The organism is Flavobacterium sp. Leaf82 (assembly GCF_001422725.1).
Lineage (GTDB): Bacteria > Bacteroidota > Bacteroidia > Flavobacteriales > Flavobacteriaceae > Flavobacterium.
The window spans coordinates 39,897-58,988 of sequence record NZ_LMMA01000010.1; the positions used below are offsets into that span (position 1 = coordinate 39,897).

The following is a 19,092-nucleotide window of genomic DNA, read 5'->3' on the forward strand; positions in this document are numbered from 1 at the left end:
AAGCCCATGATATTTTTAAAAAAAGATCTTTTAATCTTATGCATTTTTCTTTGCATGATTTCCTGTTCTAAGGTATTAAAAAGTAATACTGATACCAGCAAAACTGAAATTGTTACTAATTATGAATATAAAATAGATTCTATTTTTAAGAATAGTAATCAGGATAGAAAATTTAACGGTGTAATACTTATTGCAGATAGTACAAAGATTAAATATTGCAAAAGTTTTGGTTATGCTGACTTTGAGAAAAAAATACCAATAAAAAATACCGACAAGTTTTTAATACTCTCTATCAGTAAGCAAATTACAGCGGTACTTTTATTAAGATTAGTTGAAAGTGGAAAAGTAGTGTTGGATAAACCTATTGATAGTTATCTGACTGAGTTAAATCCAAAATGGTCTTCAGTAATTACGGTAAAAAACTTACTTAATCATACTTCGGGAATAGAAGAATTAACTACTTCTTTATTATTTAAACCTAATTCAGGATATAAGTACAGCAATGCAAATTATGTACTGCTGGGAAAAATAATTGAAAAAGTTTCCGGCAGAACGTATAAGGATTTGTTTAAAGAACTGATGAAAGAGTGCAAAATGAATCACACTATTTTTCCGGATAAAGATTTTAATGATTTTGTACACGGTTATAATTTTGTAAATGGCATTCAATCTAAAACTGATAAAATAACCTTTGACGCGTCAGAAGTTCCTGCTGGCGGCGTAATCTCTACAGTGCAGGATTTATTACTGTGGAATAACAAATTGTATGAAGGCAGTTTAGTTTCTAAAAAGTCATTTCAGGAAATGATAACGCCATACTCAGAAACCAAACATTCTGTTTTTGGAGACACAAAAATGTATTATGGTTTTGCACTTTATGTAAATGATAAAAATAAAGAAGTGGGACATACAGGTTATTCTGATTCTAAGGGATTTACGGTTTTGAATTTGTATTATCTAAATTCTAAAAAGAGTTTAATAACGATTGAAAACCAAACTTATGAGATAGAGAAAACTCCATTTTTATATGAGAAGATGATCCGGGATATGGTTTTTGCAATTAAAAACAACTAATTATAATTCAAGTAATGGATAATATAAAAGATCTAATTTTAATACTGGAGAAGAAATCTGTGAAAATCTCATTAGATAATTCTAAAGAAAACCTTAGACTTACCGGAAACGTCAAAAACATTACCTCCATTGATAAAGAACAGATTCTTAGTAAAAAGCAGGAATTAATTGCATTTTTAAAGCAAGAACTAATTGGAGGAAAAGAAATCAGCAAGAACGATATTCGTTTTAACGCTTTGAATAAATCAAATGTTTACTCAGTTCCAAAAGCAGCACAATCAGAATCTTATCCACTAACACCTTCTCAAGGTCGTTTATGGATTATAAGTCAGTTTGAAAATGCTTCATTGGCTTATAATATGTCGACTGCAATACAAGTTGAGGGTGATTTTTACCTTGATAAATTTGAAGAATCATTTCAATATCTGATTAATCGTCATGAAATACTTCGTACCTATTTTGTTGTTGATCATAAAGGAGAGGTAAGGCAATATATCTTGCCAAAGGACACATTGGATTTTACGATAAGTTTCAAAGATTATTCTGATTCTTTCGATCAGTTACAAGATACAGAATCTCATTTAGAACTTAAAAATAATGAACCTTTCAAACTTGAAAAAGCACCTTTATTAAGAGTTTCAGTAATAAGATTAGCAAACAAAAAACATATAATTTCGCTGTGTATGCATCATATAATTGGCGATGGCTGGTCGATGCAGATACTAATGTCTGAAGTGATGCAATATTATAAGATGCTAATTCACGGTAAAACATTAGAGATTCCTGAATTATCCGTTCAATATAAGGATTATGCAGTATGGCTTACTACCGAATTAAAAAAAGAAAAACATCATGCTGCAGAAGAATATTGGTTAAATCAATTTTCAGGTAATATTCCGGTATTGAATTTATCAGGCTTTAAGCCTCGCCCATTAGTTAAAACTTATAGTGGTAATACTTTTAGCTATAGATTTCCGGGTACTTTATTAGAAGACTTAAAGAGTTTTTCTAAAGAAAAAAAATCGACACTTTTCATGCTGTTAATCGCTGGTATAAATATTATACTACACAAGCATAGTGGCCAGGATGATATTATAATTGGTACTCCTATTGCCGGAAGAGAACATCCTGATCTTGAAAAACAATTAGGACTTTTTCTTAATACACTCGCAATTAGAACACCTTTAAACAAGGATAGTACATTTAACGATTTTTTTGAACTACAAAAGAAAATACTTTTAGATGCTTACCAACATCAGCAATATCCTTTTGATGAATTGGTTGGGAAACTAAATTTAAAAAGAGATACAGGTCGCTCTGCATTGTTTGATGTAATGGTTATTTTACAAAACCAAAATCAATCCTTTCAGTCCACAAATAATAGCGATAAGGAATTGAAAGTTGAGAAATATGAAAATAAGAGGAATATATCGCAGTTCGATATGACATTTTCTTTTGTTGAACAGGGAGCAAATGGTTTATTATTAAACTTGAACTACAACAGCGATATATATGATCAGGAAGTAGTAGAGAGGATAGTAACACATTTTGAGCAAGTGCTGACTCAGATAATAACAGACCAAAATATAATATTAAAAAATATTGCTTGTATAACAGAAAATGAAAAACTGGAATTAGCAAAATTTAATGCTACAGAGATAAATTATCCAAAAGATAAAACTGTAGTAGATTTATTTCAGGAACAGGCAAATAAATTTCCTGATAATATTGTTGTAAAAGATGATTTTACAAGTTATACTTATAAAGAATTAGATTTAAAATCAGACAGAATCGCATCTCATATTGTTGACAATTACGGCAATAATCATGAGCCAGTTGGTGTTTGTATTAACAGATCAGCTGATTTAATACCGCTTTTAATGGGAATATTTAAATCGGGGAAACCTTATATTCCTATAGATCCAAATTTGCCGGAAAGTAGAATAAAATATATTGTAGAGAATAGCGGTACAAAACTTATTGTGGTTGATAAAAACAATTACGAATCTGATGAAATTAAATGGGTAAACAGCGCAGAGATTGGTCTTGAAGAGACAAATAAAGCATTGAATATTGCAAAGATAAAACCTCAGGACAGTGCGTATATCATTTATACTTCCGGGTCAACAGGAAATCCAAAAGGGGTTGAAATTGAGCATAGTTCATTATTTAATTTTCTGTTGAGTATTAAAGAAAAATTAAATATTACAGCGCAGGATTTACTTTTTTCGGTAACAACTTACTCATTTGATATTTCGATTTTGGAATTTTTTCTTCCCTTGATTTCTGGAGCAGAAATTTACATTGCCAATCAGGTTTTGCTTTCAGATCCAAAAGAAGTATGCAATAAAATAGCAGCAATAAAGCCAACATTAATCCAGGCTACGCCAAGTTTTTATCAAATGTTATTTGATGCTGGATGGCAAGGCGATAAAAATATTAAAATTCTCTGTGGAGGTGACTCTTTAAATGATAAGCTGGCTGAGAAAATATTTTTAAACGCAAGCGAATTCTGGAATATGTATGGTCCTACCGAAACAACGATTTGGTCCAGTACAAAAAAAATAGAAGAACCATTAGATACCTTAAATATTGGTACCCCGATACATAATACAAAATTTTACATTTTAGATGATGCAATGAATATGCAGGCAATAGGTATTGCAGGCAATATTTTTATTGGTGGAGCAGGTTTGGCTAAAGGGTATTATAATAATTTGGCATTAACAAAAGAGAGATTTATTACCAATCCTTTTAATAACGAGGAACTAATTTATAATACAGGTGATCTGGGACGCTGGCTGCCCGACGGAAATATTGGCTTTCTAGGAAGAGAAGATCATCAGGTAAAAATAAGAGGGCACAGAATTGAACTGGGAGAAATTGAACTAGTACTTTCTCAGTATTCACAAAGTATAAAGCAAGTTGTAGTTGATGCAAAAGAAATCAATGAAAACAAAGTATTGGTTGCTTATTTTATTTCGGATAATGAATTAGATAAATCAGAATTAAGGAATTATCTGCAAAGTAAATTACCGGAGTATATGCTCCCAAATTATTTTGTAAATATAGATGTTTTACCTCTAACGGCAAATGGAAAGATAGACCGTAAGGCTTTCCCGGAGATAACAGCTGAAGATTTTATCAAAAAAGAATATAAGTCCCCATCAAACAGTACTGAAGAAAAATTAGTTGAGATATGGCAAGAAGTTTTAGGTGTTGAAAAAATAGGTATTACAGATGATTTTTTCGAATTGGGAGGGCATAGTTTAATTGTGATGAAGCTTAAAAGTATTATTGAAAATCATTTTTTAATAAAAATAACCACAGTCGATGTCTTTAACAATCCAACTATTCAGGGTGTCGCTTTATTAATTAAGGAACTTGAATTTATAAATAGTAAAAATAATAATGTTCGAAAATCAAGAACAACAATTTAATATAATAGCATGGAGAAATTAGTTTATTTAAAGCCTAATGTAGTAATTGAACCTTTAATTGAAAGATGGTTTGCATGGGCTCATTTGGTATCACCTTCAACTGCTGCAATGAATATAACAGGCAGGCATCTGGAGATAATGAATTCGTATATAGAATCTCCTGAATTGCATAAAGAAATGGTTAATAACCCAAAAATGCTTGGCGGGCCTTTTATGGATTATACAGAAGACAGATCTCAGGATATTAAAAAACTAATGGAATCTACTTTAATAAACCAAAGAGATTCTATCAGTTTTTCAATGGCTATTAGAAAATTGGTACTCATGCTAAAGAGAGAGGCAAAAGGACAATCGCTGGAAGGTCTTTATGAAAAAGTACCTGAGATTTTAAAAGGATATGTAGAGCTGATTTATGACTTAAACGGAAATCCTTCTTTTCGATTTTTCGAGAATTTATTATATAATAGTAAATATTACAATAAAAAGAGTCAGAGTATTGCTTTATGGATCACCAATAATGATTCACGTCCATTTTGTTTAAGCACACCAAAATTAAATGAAGATAATATACTGCACATCGATATCCCTTTTGATGATAAATTTATTGATGAGTTGAGTAAAATGCGCCGAACTCCGCAGAATTATAGCACAATAAGAGCTTATCTTGGTGATTTAAGCAAAGAAGAAGAAATTTTGTTTCAATCCTTTTTTACTGAAGAGACATCTGTTCCTTATGTTAAATATACAGGCGATAAAATACGAATGAGGTATTTTGGACATGCCTGTATCCTGATTGAGACAAAAGATGTAAGCATATTAGTCGATCCATTAATTAGTTATTACGGGTATTTATCGAGTGTTGAACATTTTTCTGATTATGATCTGCCGGATTCTATAGATTATGTTTTGATAACGCATAACCATCAGGATCACGTTTTATTTGAAACCCTTTTGCCATTAAGACATAAAATTAAAAACTTAGTGGTGCCAAGAAGTGGAGGAGGACATCTTCAGGATCCTTCGGTAAAATTAATGTTTAATAATATTGGTTTCAAGAATGTTATTGAAATTGAGGATTTTGAAACTGTAGATTTTTTAGATTGTAAAATTACAGGTGTGCCCTTTACAGGTGAGCATAGCGATTTAGATATTAAAGCCAAATTGTGTTTTCATATCAATATAGCTAATTTCTCTTTGCTTTTTGTTGCTGATTCCAGAGTTTTAGAGAAAAAAGTCTATGAATATACACAGCCTATAATTGGCAATATAGACGTTTTACTTTTGGGAATGGAATGTGACGGCGCACCATTAACTTGGCTTTACGGACCTCTTCTTGTAGAGGAGCTCCCAAAAGAGCATGATCAGTCCAGAAGACTTGCGGGTTGCGACTTTAACAGAGGGATGACTTTAGTTGACATCTTTAAGCCGGATGAAGTATATGTGTATGCCATGGGGCAGGAGCCTTGGTGTGAATTTATCAGCAGTATAAAATATACCGATGAATCTAATCCAATAGTTCAATCTAATTTATTAATAAATGAGTGTTTATCCAGAGGCTTAGTCGCTGAAAGATTGTTTGGAGAAAAGGAGATACTTTATAATAAAAAAAAATAAGATCCTATGAGTAAAGTTAGGGAACTACTTGTTCAATTAAAAAATAACGACATAGATATTCAACTGGAAAATGATCAACTTGAAGTGTTTTATGATGGAGAAGAATTAGATGAAGTTAGTTATAATCTAATTAAAGATAATAAGCAGGATATCATTCAATTTTTTAAGAATCATAAAATAGATTCGGATATATCGTTTTCAATTCCATTGGCAGATCACCAAAAAAGTTACCCTCTTTCAGCGGCTCAAAATCAATTATGGATTCTGAGCCAGTTTGACGGAGGTAATTCTGCTTATAATTTATCAGGAGTTCATGAATTTGAAGGAGATTTAGATATTAAACTGGTAGAAGCATCTTTTAGATTTTTGATAAAAAGGCACGAGTCCCTGCGTACTATTTTTAATCTGGACAATGAGGGAGATGCGAAACAGTATATTCTAGAATTTGAAGATATTGATTTTGTTTTACCATTTGAAGATTTTAGAGCAACAGATCATCCGGATACTTTAAATAAATCTATTGAAAAAGAACAAGTAAAGCCTTTTAACCTTTCAAAAGACTTGCCTTTCAGGGTTAAAATATTTCAAACCGGTGAATCAAAGTTTTTATTAAGCCTGGTCATGCATCATATTATAAGTGATGGATGGTCTATGGAAGTGATGGTAAAAGACTTCTTTGGTTTTTACAGCGGTGTCAAAAAAGAAGAACAAGAAGTTGTATTGCCAGAATTAAATATTCAATATAAAGATTATGCGGTGTGGCAGCACGATATGCTTAAAAACAAAAAGCTGGATCAAAATAAAGAATATTGGATAGATAAATTTAGTGGCGACCTGCCTACATTAGTTTTGCCATCACAAAAACCAAGACCTCCTATAAAGACTTACAACGGAAAAACTTTAAATTTTGTACTTAATCCGGATTTATTACATTCTTTAAAGGAATTAAATAGAGAGCATGGAGTAACGCTGTTTATGAGTCTGCTGGGTTTAGTAAAGCTTTTATTGTCTAAATATTCTCATCAGCAAGATATTATTATAGGAAGTGCAAGCTCAGGAAGGGAAAATGCAGATCTAAAAAACCTGATAGGCTTTTTTGTAAACGCATTACCATTAAGAACAATTATAAAAAACGAAGAGAGTTTTATTGACTTGTTAAACAACGTCAAATCTGTAACTATAGGAGCTTCTGAAAATCAAATTTATCCGTTAGATGAATTAATTAAAAACCTTACATTGTACCGTGACATGAGCAGAAGCGGTCTATTTGATGTTATGCTTGATTTAAGACAGTCCTTTGCTATTTTAGATGAAGAGGCCGATATACAATTAGAAGCCCTTACTATAAAACCTTATATCCAGGTTGAAAACCTAAATAGCAGATTTGATCTTTATTTCAATTTTATTGAAAAGGAGGAAGGATTAGGATTGTCTCTTACCTACAATACCGATATTTATAGTCAGGCTTTTGTAGAGCAATTGGCGAAGCATCTTGAACAGCTTTTGGCCAATGCACTGCGAAATCCTTCTCTTCCGGTTTCAAAAATAGAGTATTTAAATGAAAATGAGAAAATACAGCTGCTGGAAGAATTCAATCAAACAAAAGAAGATTTTCCGAAAGATAAAACTGTAATCAATCTCTTTGAAGAGCAGGTAGAAAGAACTCCTGACAAAGAAGCATTGTTTTTTGATAATAAGCGTTTTACATATCGTGAGTTAAATGAAAAAGCGAATCAGTTAGCTGCTTATTTACAAGAGAATTATGATATACAGGAAAATGATATTGTAGGGATAAAACTGGATAAATCTGAAACTTTTATTGTTGCAATTTTAGGGATACTAAAATCAGGAGCAGCATATTTGCCTATCGATATTAATTATCCGCAAGATAGAATAGATTTTATAGAAAGTGACAGTAAATGTAAGGTAGTATTGGATCAGGAAGAACTTATGCTTTATAATTTTGAAAGATTCAGATACGGAAACGAAAATCCTGTTTCCAGAAATAAAGCATCAGATCTGGCATATGTAATATATACTTCCGGAACAACAGGAAATCCAAAAGGCGTAATGGTAGAACATTGGAATCTGGTAAATTCTACTTTAAGCAGATTAAATTATTATCAGGTAGACAGAATTTTACTAATTTCTTCATTTGCATTTGATTCCTCTATTGCTGTTATCTGGAGCGGTTTGCTTGGAGGTACATTAGTAGTTGAGAAAGACGAAGTAATAAAAGATATTGAGACTATCACCAAAAGAATAATAGACAATAAAATAACTGACATGCTTTGTGTGCCTAGTTATTACTCTGTATTATTTGAAGCCTTCAAAAAAGAAAAAGCGAATCTTAATTTACGAAATGTAATTCTTGCCGGTGAGGCAATTAAATTAGATATAATTGCGACCCATAATACAAATTTTGATGAGATTGGACTATACAATGAATATGGACCAACTGAGTGTACAGTTTGGGCTACGGTAGCGAAAATAAATGATTGTAAAAATGTGATTCCAATTGGTAAGCCTATTTCTAATACTCAGATTTATATTCTGGATAAAGAATTGCAAATTGTATCTAAAGAAATCACAGGCCGAATTTATATTTCGGGAGACAGTGTAGCAAGAGGATATTTGAATCATCCAGATCTGACAGCTAAAAAATTCATTGAAGATCCCTTTATTTTGGGACAGCGTATGTACGATACCGGAGATATTGGAAGATGGCTGCCCGATGGATCGATTGAATTTTTAGGAAGAGAAGATCATCAGGTAAAAATTAGAGGTTTCAGAATAGAGTTAGGGGAGATAGAAATTGCTATTTCAGAATATTCAAAAGATATTACTCATGTGGTAGCAGAAGCCAAAGAAGTTAATGATGAAAAAGTATTGGTGGCTTATTTTGTTTGTAATACTGAAGTAGATAAAACAGAACTAAAAGACTTTTTGCATGAGAAACTTCCAGAATATATGGTGCCAACTTTCTTTGTTGAACTCGATACTTTGCCTTTAACTCCAAACGGAAAAACAGATAGAAAAGCATTGCCAAATATAGGTGATGATGACGTAATAAAAGGCGAATATATTGGAGCACGATCTAAAGAAGAAAAAGTTCTTGTAGACGTCTGGGAAGAAGTATTAAAGAGAGAATCTATTAGTGTAAAAGATAATTTTTATAATTTGGGTGGAGATTCGATTAAATCAATTCAAATTATATCCAAATTAAAACAAAGAGGTTATACACTAACACTTTTACAACTGTTCAATAATCCTGTATTAGAAGAATTAGCGCAATACATAGAAGTTAATAATAAGGTTGCAGATCAGTCAGAAGTAGTGGGAGAGGTTGAACTTACTCCTATACAAAATTACTTTTTCAAGTCTCCGATTTTTAAATATCATAATCATTATAATCAGTCTGTAGTATTAAAAAGCAAAGAGTTACTCGACCCTGAGATTTTAGAAAGATGTTTTACCCATCTGATAAATCATCACGATGCTTTGAGGATGACATTCCTTGATACTGATGGTTTATGGAAACAGAGAAATGAACGTAATTATAAAGAAAATATTCCTCTAAATTTTTATGATCTTACAGATGATAATAATGAAAAAGGCACTATTGCAAAACTGGGAGAAGAGTTGCAGGCAGGTTTTAAGCTTGATCAGGGAGGACTGCTTAAAATAGCGCTTTTTAGATTAAAAGATGGTGACAGGCTTGCTATTATTGTGCATCATTTGGTTGTTGATGGTGTTTCATGGCGTATTTTATTAGAAGATTTAACACTACTGTACATAGAATACAAAAAAGGAAATGATGTTAAATTACCTTTAAAATCGGATTCATTTCAAAAATGGTCCTTAATGCAGAAAGAATATGCAAACGGAGACAAAATAGCCAGTGAAAAACCTTATTGGGAGGCATTGGCAAATGAGGTTATCCCTAATTTGCCGAGTGATAATGAAATTGTAAGCAGGGAATTTGAGGTAAAAGATATGGTATCGTTTACATTGCCTCATGATATTACTAATTTGCTTCAGACTAAAGTGAACAGTACTTATAAAACTGAAGTTAATGATGTATTGCTTGCCGCTTTGGCAATTGCACTGAAAGAAAGTGTAGGAATAACTAAATCTATCCTGCAAATTGAAGGGCACGGAAGAGAGGAAATAATACCTAATATTGATATAAGCAGAACCATAGGCTGGTTTACAACAGTTTATCCTTTTGTATTAAAAACCTCTGGTACAAATGCATTAAAAGATACATTGATAGAAACCAAGGAAAGTTTAAGAAAAATCCCGAATAAAGGTATTGGATACGGAATTTTAAAATATTTATCCTCACAATCTATCCCGGATATTCATCCATCAATTGCATTTAATTATTTGGGAGATTTTGGTGATAATGCCGATAATAAAGAAAAATCAATATTAGGGTACGCTTCTGAATCTATTGGGTTAAACATTGATCCCCGAAATAAAAGAGACGTTGCTCTGGAGATTACAGGGATAATGGTGGAAGGAAAACTTAGCATGAATTTGAGATACGCTAAAGAAATCTACCATACAGAAACCGTAAAAAAAATTATGGATTCTTATGAGGCAGTACTTACTAACCTTATCGAGGACTTGGCAAAAGCTGACCAAAGCTATTTAACTCCATCGGATTTATCTTTTAAAGAGATAAGCATTGAAGATCTAAGCCAAATAAATACAGATGGAAATATAGAGAACATTTATAAACTTTCTCCTCTGCAACAGGGATTATATTTTCATTGGTCTGCGGAACCCTCTTCATCGATGTATTTTGAGCAAATATCATATCGCATTAATGTGACTGATTTGAATGTTGAAAATATAAAAACAGCATATAACAAACTGATACAAAGGCATGGTGTTTTAAGAACAAGTTTTACAGAAAACCTGGTAGATGAACCCTTACAGATAGTACGAAAAAAGGTTGAAGGTGATTTTATATTTTTAAAAATCGCAAACCAGTCTGTTGACAGTTTTATAAACGAAACGAAACAAAACGATAAAGAAAAAGGATTTAATTTAGAGAATCCTACTCAGATGCGATTGCTGGTACTCGATTTGGGTAATAATGAATTTGAGTTTATCTGGAGTCATCACCATATTCTTATTGACGGTTGGTGCATGAGCATATTAATCAATGATTTCTATCAAATACTAAATTCCGTAAATAAAAATATTTCAATAGAACTTCCGGCAGCGAAGCCTTATTCTAATTACATAGAGTGGTTAGAGAAAATAGATAAGGAAAAATCTTTGTCATTTTGGAATGACTATTTGAAAGATTATTCAAATGTGGCACAAATTCCATTTAAAATTGATAATACTCAGCATTCTGCTTATAAGGAATCTGTAGAAACATTAAAGCTGGAAGAAGATTTGTTTGAAAAAATGAATAATTTGTGTCAGGAAATTGGAATAACCCAAAATACTTTTATTCAGGGAATATGGGGGTTGCTGCTTTCAAAATACAATAATACGCAAGATGTTGTATTTGGATCTGTAGTTTCAGGAAGACCTGGAGATTTACTGGGCATAGAAACCATGATTGGTTTGTTTATCAATACCATTCCTGTCAGAATTAAATATGAAGCCGAAGATACTGCTGCGCTTTTCTTAAAAGAAATTCAAAATGCTGCCGCTTTAGCCCATGACCATCATTATCTTAATTTATCAGAAGTTCAGTCTCAAAGTGAGCTGGGTATGAACTTAATAAATCACATACTTGTTTTTGAAAATTATCTCGTTCAGGAAAACATACAAAATGATTTGTCCAATAACGGTGAAGAATTAACCATCAAGTCTGTTGAAATATTTGAACAGACCAATTACGATTTTAATCTAATAATTGTTCCCGGAAAATTATCTCTAAAAATTGATTTCAAATACAATGAGAATCGATTTGATATGCAACTAATTAAAAATGTTGTGCATCATTTTAAGAATTTCGTTGAGCAAATCTGCTTAGATGTTAATCAGCCCATAAATAGCCTGGTGTATCTTACGGCATTTGAAAAAGAAAAGCTAACTGTTGATTTTAATGATACAGAAGTTTCATATCCAAAAGAACAAACTATAGTGGATTTGTTTGAATCTCAGGCGTCCAAATTTCCTGCCAGAATAGCTATTTTAAGCAATGCGAAAAACATTACCTATAAGGAACTAAATACATTGTCAAACCAACTATCTAATTATCTTATTGCAAATTATAATATTAAGGATAAAGATGTTATTGGAGTAAAATTAGAAAGAAACGAATACTTAATAATAGCAATTTTAGGAATATTAAAATCAGAAGGAATTTATTTGCCAATTGATATTAATTTGCCTGAGAAAAGAATAGAGTATATCAAGAACGACAGTCAGTACAAAGTAGTTATAGATGCTCTTTTTATAAAAGAGTTTCTAAAACACAAAGACGACTATTCTGATCTAAATATAAAAAGGGCAAACAAATCCAATGATGTTGCTTATATCATTTATACATCCGGAACAACAGGTCAGCCAAAAGGAACATCTATAGAACATCATTCTTTGGTTAACAGGCTGGTTTGGATGCAAAAACTATACAATTTATCAGATACTGACGTGATCATGCAAAAGACACCAAATTCATTTGATGTTTCTGTATGGGAATTATTATGGTGGGCAGCAGAGGGTTCAAAAGTTACATTTTTAAAGGATGGTCTTGAAAAAGATCCAAGTGAAATTATCAGGCATATTGCGGAATTCGATGTTACCGTCATGCATTTTGTTCCTTCAATGCTGACACAATTTTTAGAATATGTAGAAAGTGAGCCGGAATCTATTAGTCAGCTAAAAAGCCTGAAAAGGATATATGCCAGCGGGGAAGCTTTGAGTGTGACTACAAATAATAAATTTCATGAACTATTTGATGATACAAAACTAATTAACTTATACGGTCCTACAGAGGCAACAATTGATGTTACTTACTTTGAGTGCAGTAAAAATTTAAATACTATACCAATAGGTAAACCAATTGATAATACGATGATTTACATCTTAGACCAACAGCATAATATTGTTCCTATTGGTATTGAAGGAACTATTTTTATTGCAGGTGCAGGTCTTGCCAGAGGATACTTGAATAAGCCGGAATTAACCAGTCAAAAGTTTATACCAAATCCTTTTATTACAGGAGATTCTATCTACAATACCGGCGACTTGGGCAAATGGCGATTAGATGGCAATATAGAATATTTAGGACGAAATGATGATCAGGTAAAAATTAGAGGAAACAGAATTGAGCTAAGTGAAATAAGTAACACATTAGAAACATACGAGCAGATAAAAACGGCGCATGCTTTAAAAATAAAAGATAAACTTGTTGCTTTTATACAATTTGCTGATGAGGTCGAACTAAATTCTGAATTGGAAAGCCATCTGAGAAACGAGTTATTAAAATCGCTTCCGGCTTATATGATACCGCACCACTTTTATCAAATTAAAGAAATACCACTTTCCTCAAATGGTAAACTGGACAGAAAAAAACTGATAGCTATATATGAAGCTTCTATTGACGGAAAAAGCATGGAAGAAAGTATTAAATCATTATCTCCCAAATCTCTTGAAATGGCAGGTATATGGGCTGAGGTACTGGATATTTCTATCAATAGTATCAACTCTGAATTAAGTTTTATTGAACAGGGAGGAGATTCTTTAACGATGTTAAAAGTCGTGGCTATCTGTAAAAAGAGAGGCTATTCTGTAACAATAAAAGATTTTATGATGTCGCCTTATTTACATTTTTTAGAAAGCGTAAATACGAAAAAACAGCAGGTTGTAACGAATGAAAACAAGGAAACTTCTAAAAATGAAAATACACCTTTCCTGTTATCTCCAATTCAGCAATACTTTTTTGATGTAAATAAACATAAATTAAATTTTGTCATGCATGCCTCTTATTTTATAGATAGCGCATATAATTTGAAGGGTATTGAAAAAAGTTTTGACGATGTAACCCGTGATCATGATTCTTTTAGTCTGAGATTTAAAAAAGAAAAAGGGGTATGGCAGCAATATTATGATTACAACAGCTTGAAATATGTTCTGGAAGAGTCAAAAGACGAAAACATGAATGTTAAAAAAGCTATTGAAAAAGCCATTATAGCTATAGATATAGAAAAAGGACCATTGTTGTATATAAATGTATTTTATGAAGAAGAAAAACCCGTTATGTTCATAGCCTGCCACCATTTGATAATGGATGCGGTTTCATGGCAAATACTTCTTAGTGATATACAATTAAATTATATTAAATAAAAAAGCACCAGTTATGAAAAGCTATAAAAATTGGATACTTGAAAACCAAAATGCAATAAATAATTTATTAGATACAGAACTGGAATACTGGTTATCTCAGATTGATTATACAGATGAGTTTGACACTAAAAATGGTATTGCTTACAGAGATATTATCAAGATTAAAAAAGAACAGCATGCATCCAACAAAGATTTACAGGATAAAATAATAACGGCACTTCTTTTCTCATTTTACAACGTTACCAAATTAGAAACCTGTGTAATCGAAAGAGAAGGACATGGCAGAAATTCAATAACAGATTATGATGTTTCGGACGTAATTGGCTGGTTTACCTGTAAGTATCCTACCAAGTACAATGCGATTAATAATTCTATCGAAGAAACACTGCAATCTGTTATTAAAATCAATGCCGCAGTTCCAAATGGAGGGATAGGCTTTGAGATTTTAAAATATTATGGACCAGTATATATCAGCAGGCAAATGGAAAGTACACCTGTGATACTTTTTAATTATCTGGGAGATCTGTCTTATAAAGCAACAAGTCAAAAATCAGAATCAATTGTAAGTAATAATAAGTTGATACTTTCTTCCCATTCAACATTTTCATCCACGATTGAAAAAACAGATCAGTTTAATGAAAATAAACTTAACAAAATAATTTTTAATGCCTGGATAGAAGATGATATTATAAATTGCGATTTTAATATTAGTGAAGAACTTGGATTTGATGAGGATATATGCCATTCTTTTATTGCGTTTTTTAAAGATCATATCGAAAAATTAATCAATGACAAACAGCAGGAAATCAAAGACAGCATAACACCTTTTCAAAAAGGATTAGTGGGTTATGCATTAAATTATCCTGATAATAAAAACTATATTAATCAAAACAGTTATGAGTCTGAAGAACCTGTAACTTTTGATTTTTTCTATAAAGTATGCCGTATTTTAACCTCCAAATATGAAATTTTAAGAACGTGCTTCACTTTTAATTATAATACAGGAAATTTTGCTTCAATTATCCTTCCGCCGGGAAATTTAATCTGCGAACATTTTCAGATAGATGAAGATGGAGGTTCAGATGAATTGAAAAATTTATTAAATGAGATAAAATTTAAAGGTTTTGATATTGAGAAAGAACCTTTGATAAAATTTTCATTGATCGAAATTAAAAACGGTAAAAAAATAATTGTCATAACAAGCCATCATATTATTATTGATGCCACTTCTATTTCATTTATTCTTGGTGAACTGATGCAAATCTCAACTGAATTAAAATCTGGCATAGAGCCATTGATAGATCCTTCATCAATTATGCAATTTTCGGCTTATGTTGATTGGATTAATTCAAAAGATGAAAAAAAGGCAATGTCTTATTGGAATAATCTTTTAAATAATGTTGAACCGTCTTTATTAGAATATAAAACAGTAGGCGAATCTGAACTTAAAGAAAATTCATTTTCTGATTTGGAGTATAATTTTGATATTAATGCAGTATCTCTTACTATTTTAAAGAAACAAAACATCACATTGTCTGCTACATTTAATTTTTTAGTAGGTTTAATTTTGTCCAAATATAACGGTACAGATTCATTTGCATGGGGAAACACCGTTACGGTACGACCTTTTGGAAATGATGATATGGAAGCAATTGTAGGCCCGTGTATTACTACAATTCCTGTAATAGTGAATTTTAATTCAGAAAAAACAATTTTTGATTCCATAAAAGAATTACAATTTCAGGTTTTGGAGTCGCAGGAATATGCTTATGTAGCCTTTAATGATATTATCAGGAACACGGGGCATCAAAATTTATTTAGTATTTCATATGGATTTCAAAATTATATGAAATTTGATATCAATGAGGATGAGGATAATTTCAGTCTGACCCAGGTTTCTCACGATAGTAATATTTCGTCACACTTTCCTATAAATATTATGTTTATAGAGGTGAATGGAGGATTAAAAGTGAAGCTAAGATATCGAAATGATAATTTCTCTGCTTACCTGCTAAATCATATCTGTAATGGAATTGTGAATATGTTTAATAATTTGGATAAGATTATAGACGTACCTCTTAAAAAAATTCCGGTTTTTGAAATTGCAGCGTTAAAAAAAGCCAGTTTAGATGGTCCAGAATATGATTTATCAAACCTGACACTACATGGAGAATTTTGTGAGACTGCAAAAAAATATCCGGATAATATAGCGGTAATCGATCTGGATAAAAAAATTACATATAAAGAATTAGATAGCATGAGTAATACTATATGCGATTTACTTCTTAAAAATAATATTTCCGGTTCAGTTGGGATTAACATGAAACGTTCGGTAAATTTAATAGCTTCAATAATTGGAATATTAAAAGCCGGCTGCCATATTGTTAGTATAGAAAAAGATTTTCCACTGGAAAAAATAGAATGGATTAATGACAATATAAAGCTATCTGCGATCCTGACAGATACAGAACCAAAAATAAATATTAAAACTAAAATATTTGTTATCACCGAAATAGGACTTCTAAATGAAATCATTCTGCCCCCAGTTGATTCCACTTCACTATGTTGCATTAATTACACTTCTGGTTCTACCGGAGTTCCTAAATTAGTTAAAATCAGTCATTCCGGGCATGTTAACAGAGTATTGTGGCTGCAAAATAATTTCCCCGCTACTCAACAAGATATCTATGGCTTTAAAACGCTATTGTGTTTTGGCCCCTCTTTAAGAGAAATATTTGAACCACTTATGCAAGGAAGCACATTGTTTGTGTATTCTGATGATTCAAATAATAATCCTTTGAATTTTAGGGAATTATCTGTGTCAAATAAAGTAACAAGACTTTTTTTAACACCCACATTTATTCAATTATTGTATGATTGTGAAATGGAGAATGCCTTATCATCGCTGCAATATCTTGAAATAAGCGGAGAACCTATTACAGTAGAACTTTTTAGAAAACTGAAAAACTCTTTTCCGACTTTAAAAGTTGTAGGCAGATACGGAGCGACAGAAGCACCTGGAACAGCCTATTATACAGAAGATACTACAGACAGTTCACGAATATTACCTTTAGGTAAACCGATACAAAATACAAATATTAAAATCTTTAACGATAAGCAGGAAGTACTCCCAATGGGAATTATTGGAGAAATTGCTATTTCCGGGGATAGTATTTCTACAGGCTATTTTAATAGCAGTTTAGAAGAAAACACTTTCATGGTAAATGAAGGAATACGATATGTTAAAACAGGTGATTTAGGTTTGATTGATAATGAAGGTAAATTAGTTTTTCAGGGACGAAAAACCAGAATGGTCAAAGTTAGGGGTTACAGGGTAGAACCGGGTGAGATCGAATATAACATGAAACTTCATCAAAAAGTTATTAAGTCGATTGTGGTACCAGTAGAAATGAAAAATACAACAAGACTTGTTGCTTTTTATACACAGAGTGAACCTGTAAATCAAGGAGAATTAAAATCATTTCTGGAACAAAAAATGGCGCAGTACATGATACCTCATGAATTTGTTGAAATAACTAAAATTCCTTTAACAGATAGTGGAAAAATTAACTATACAGAACTACTTAAGAGTATCGATTTAAATAAAAGAAAAGATTTACAGGGGCCAGGTACAGAGACAGAAAAAATAATATTTGATATACTCCATGAACTTATACCTTATAAAGAATTTGATATTCAATCGAATTTTTTTGATATTGGATTAGACTCCATTTTAGCGTTAAAAGCGATTCACAAAATAAAAAAGATGTTTGATGCTGAAATATTAGCTTCAGATATTTACAAGAATCCCTGCATAAAAGATCTTTCCTTGTTTGTAAACAGCCAGCTTAAAAGTGATTTTAATCGTTATGACAGTAATTTCTATTGTATTAATTATAGCGAAAAAAATGATTTTTTATTTTTTGTACCACCAATAGGGTATAATACCTTAAATTTTAAAATTTGGGAAGATATAATTCCGGATGATGTAACCTTAGTTGTTTTTAATTCAGTAACTGTTGATGATGCTGTAAATACAACCGTTGAAGCTATAGCTTCGAATTATATAAACTCTATTGACACATTTAGTTTCTTAAAACGAATTAATATTTGCGGATGGTCACTTGGCGGAACCATTGCTTATGAAATGGCTTTTCAGCTCGAAGAAAAACATAAAAATACAGAAAGCCTGATTTTATTTGATCCCGGTTTTTATACACCTTCTTACGACAATTTACTGACCGAAGATAAACGTAAGGAATTGATAAAAAAATTACTTTCCAATCAGTCCGAAATAAATTTAGAAGTGATTAAACCAAAAACCGATAAACTGTTAACAGAAGAAATAGAACAGAGTGTTGTAAAAGGAATGATGAATGCTAATAAATTAGTGATTAATTACAAACCGGCAGCATATACAGGTAAAATAACACTTGTAAAACCATCGCAAGTAACGGATGAAGAACGTAATTACAATAAAGAATTTAATGATTTAGATAAATATTGTTCGGGAAATATTATAGTTAAAACAGTCGAAGGAAATCATATGAATATGATAAATAATAATTTAGAAGTAATTAAGAATATTATTACTGAGGACTTGTTCATAGCAGAAATGACAAAAGAATACTTAAATAATATTTAA

5 protein-coding genes are annotated in these 19,092 nt (G+C 31.5%); all 5 read left to right on the forward strand.

The window, feature by feature from the left end:
- Positions 1–6 precede the first annotated feature (6 nt).
- Genes ASF10_RS08325 through ASF10_RS24610 form a run of 5 tightly spaced genes read left to right on the forward strand, consistent with a single transcriptional unit; the run spans position 7 to position 19,092 of the window.
- Positions 7–1,074, forward strand: coding sequence for a serine hydrolase domain-containing protein (locus ASF10_RS08325; protein ID WP_082472400.1), 1,068 nt, complete (start codon positions 7–9; stop codon positions 1,072–1,074).
- Positions 1,075–1,088: 14 nt separating this feature from the next.
- Entirely contained in the window at positions 1,089–4,514 is a 3,426-nt protein-coding gene (locus ASF10_RS08330) for a non-ribosomal peptide synthetase (protein ID WP_056247599.1), read from the forward strand.
- A gap of 9 nt (positions 4,515–4,523) precedes the next feature.
- Positions 4,524–6,128 carry an MBL fold metallo-hydrolase gene (locus tag ASF10_RS08335; protein WP_056247600.1) on the forward strand — a complete coding sequence of 535 codons (1,605 nt, stop codon included), beginning with the start codon at positions 4,524–4,526 and terminating at the stop codon, positions 6,126–6,128.
- A 6-nt stretch (positions 6,129–6,134) separates the two neighbouring features.
- Positions 6,135–14,447 (forward strand): non-ribosomal peptide synthetase, encoded by an 8,313-nt coding sequence (locus ASF10_RS08340; RefSeq protein ID WP_056247602.1) that lies wholly within the window; start codon positions 6,135–6,137, stop codon positions 14,445–14,447.
- 13 nt (positions 14,448–14,460) lie between these two features.
- Positions 14,461–19,092: a non-ribosomal peptide synthetase gene (locus tag ASF10_RS24610; protein ID WP_056247603.1), complete on the forward strand. Its 4,632-nt coding sequence runs from the start codon at positions 14,461–14,463 to the stop codon at positions 19,090–19,092.

What these genes read in the sequence shown, in the direction of transcription:
- ASF10_RS24610 (WP_056247603.1), top strand. Translation starts at nt 14,461, where the DNA reads ATGAAAAGCTATAAAAATTGGATACTTGAAAACCAAAATGCAATAAAT.
- ASF10_RS08335 (WP_056247600.1), top strand. Translation starts at nt 4,524, where the DNA reads ATGGAGAAATTAGTTTATTTAAAGCCTAATGTAGTAATTGAACCTTTA.
- ASF10_RS08340 (WP_056247602.1), top strand. Translation starts at nt 6,135, where the DNA reads ATGAGTAAAGTTAGGGAACTACTTGTTCAATTAAAAAATAACGACATA.
- ASF10_RS08330 (WP_056247599.1), top strand. Translation starts at nt 1,089, where the DNA reads ATGGATAATATAAAAGATCTAATTTTAATACTGGAGAAGAAATCTGTG.
- ASF10_RS08325 (WP_082472400.1), top strand. Translation starts at nt 7, where the DNA reads ATGATATTTTTAAAAAAAGATCTTTTAATCTTATGCATTTTTCTTTGC.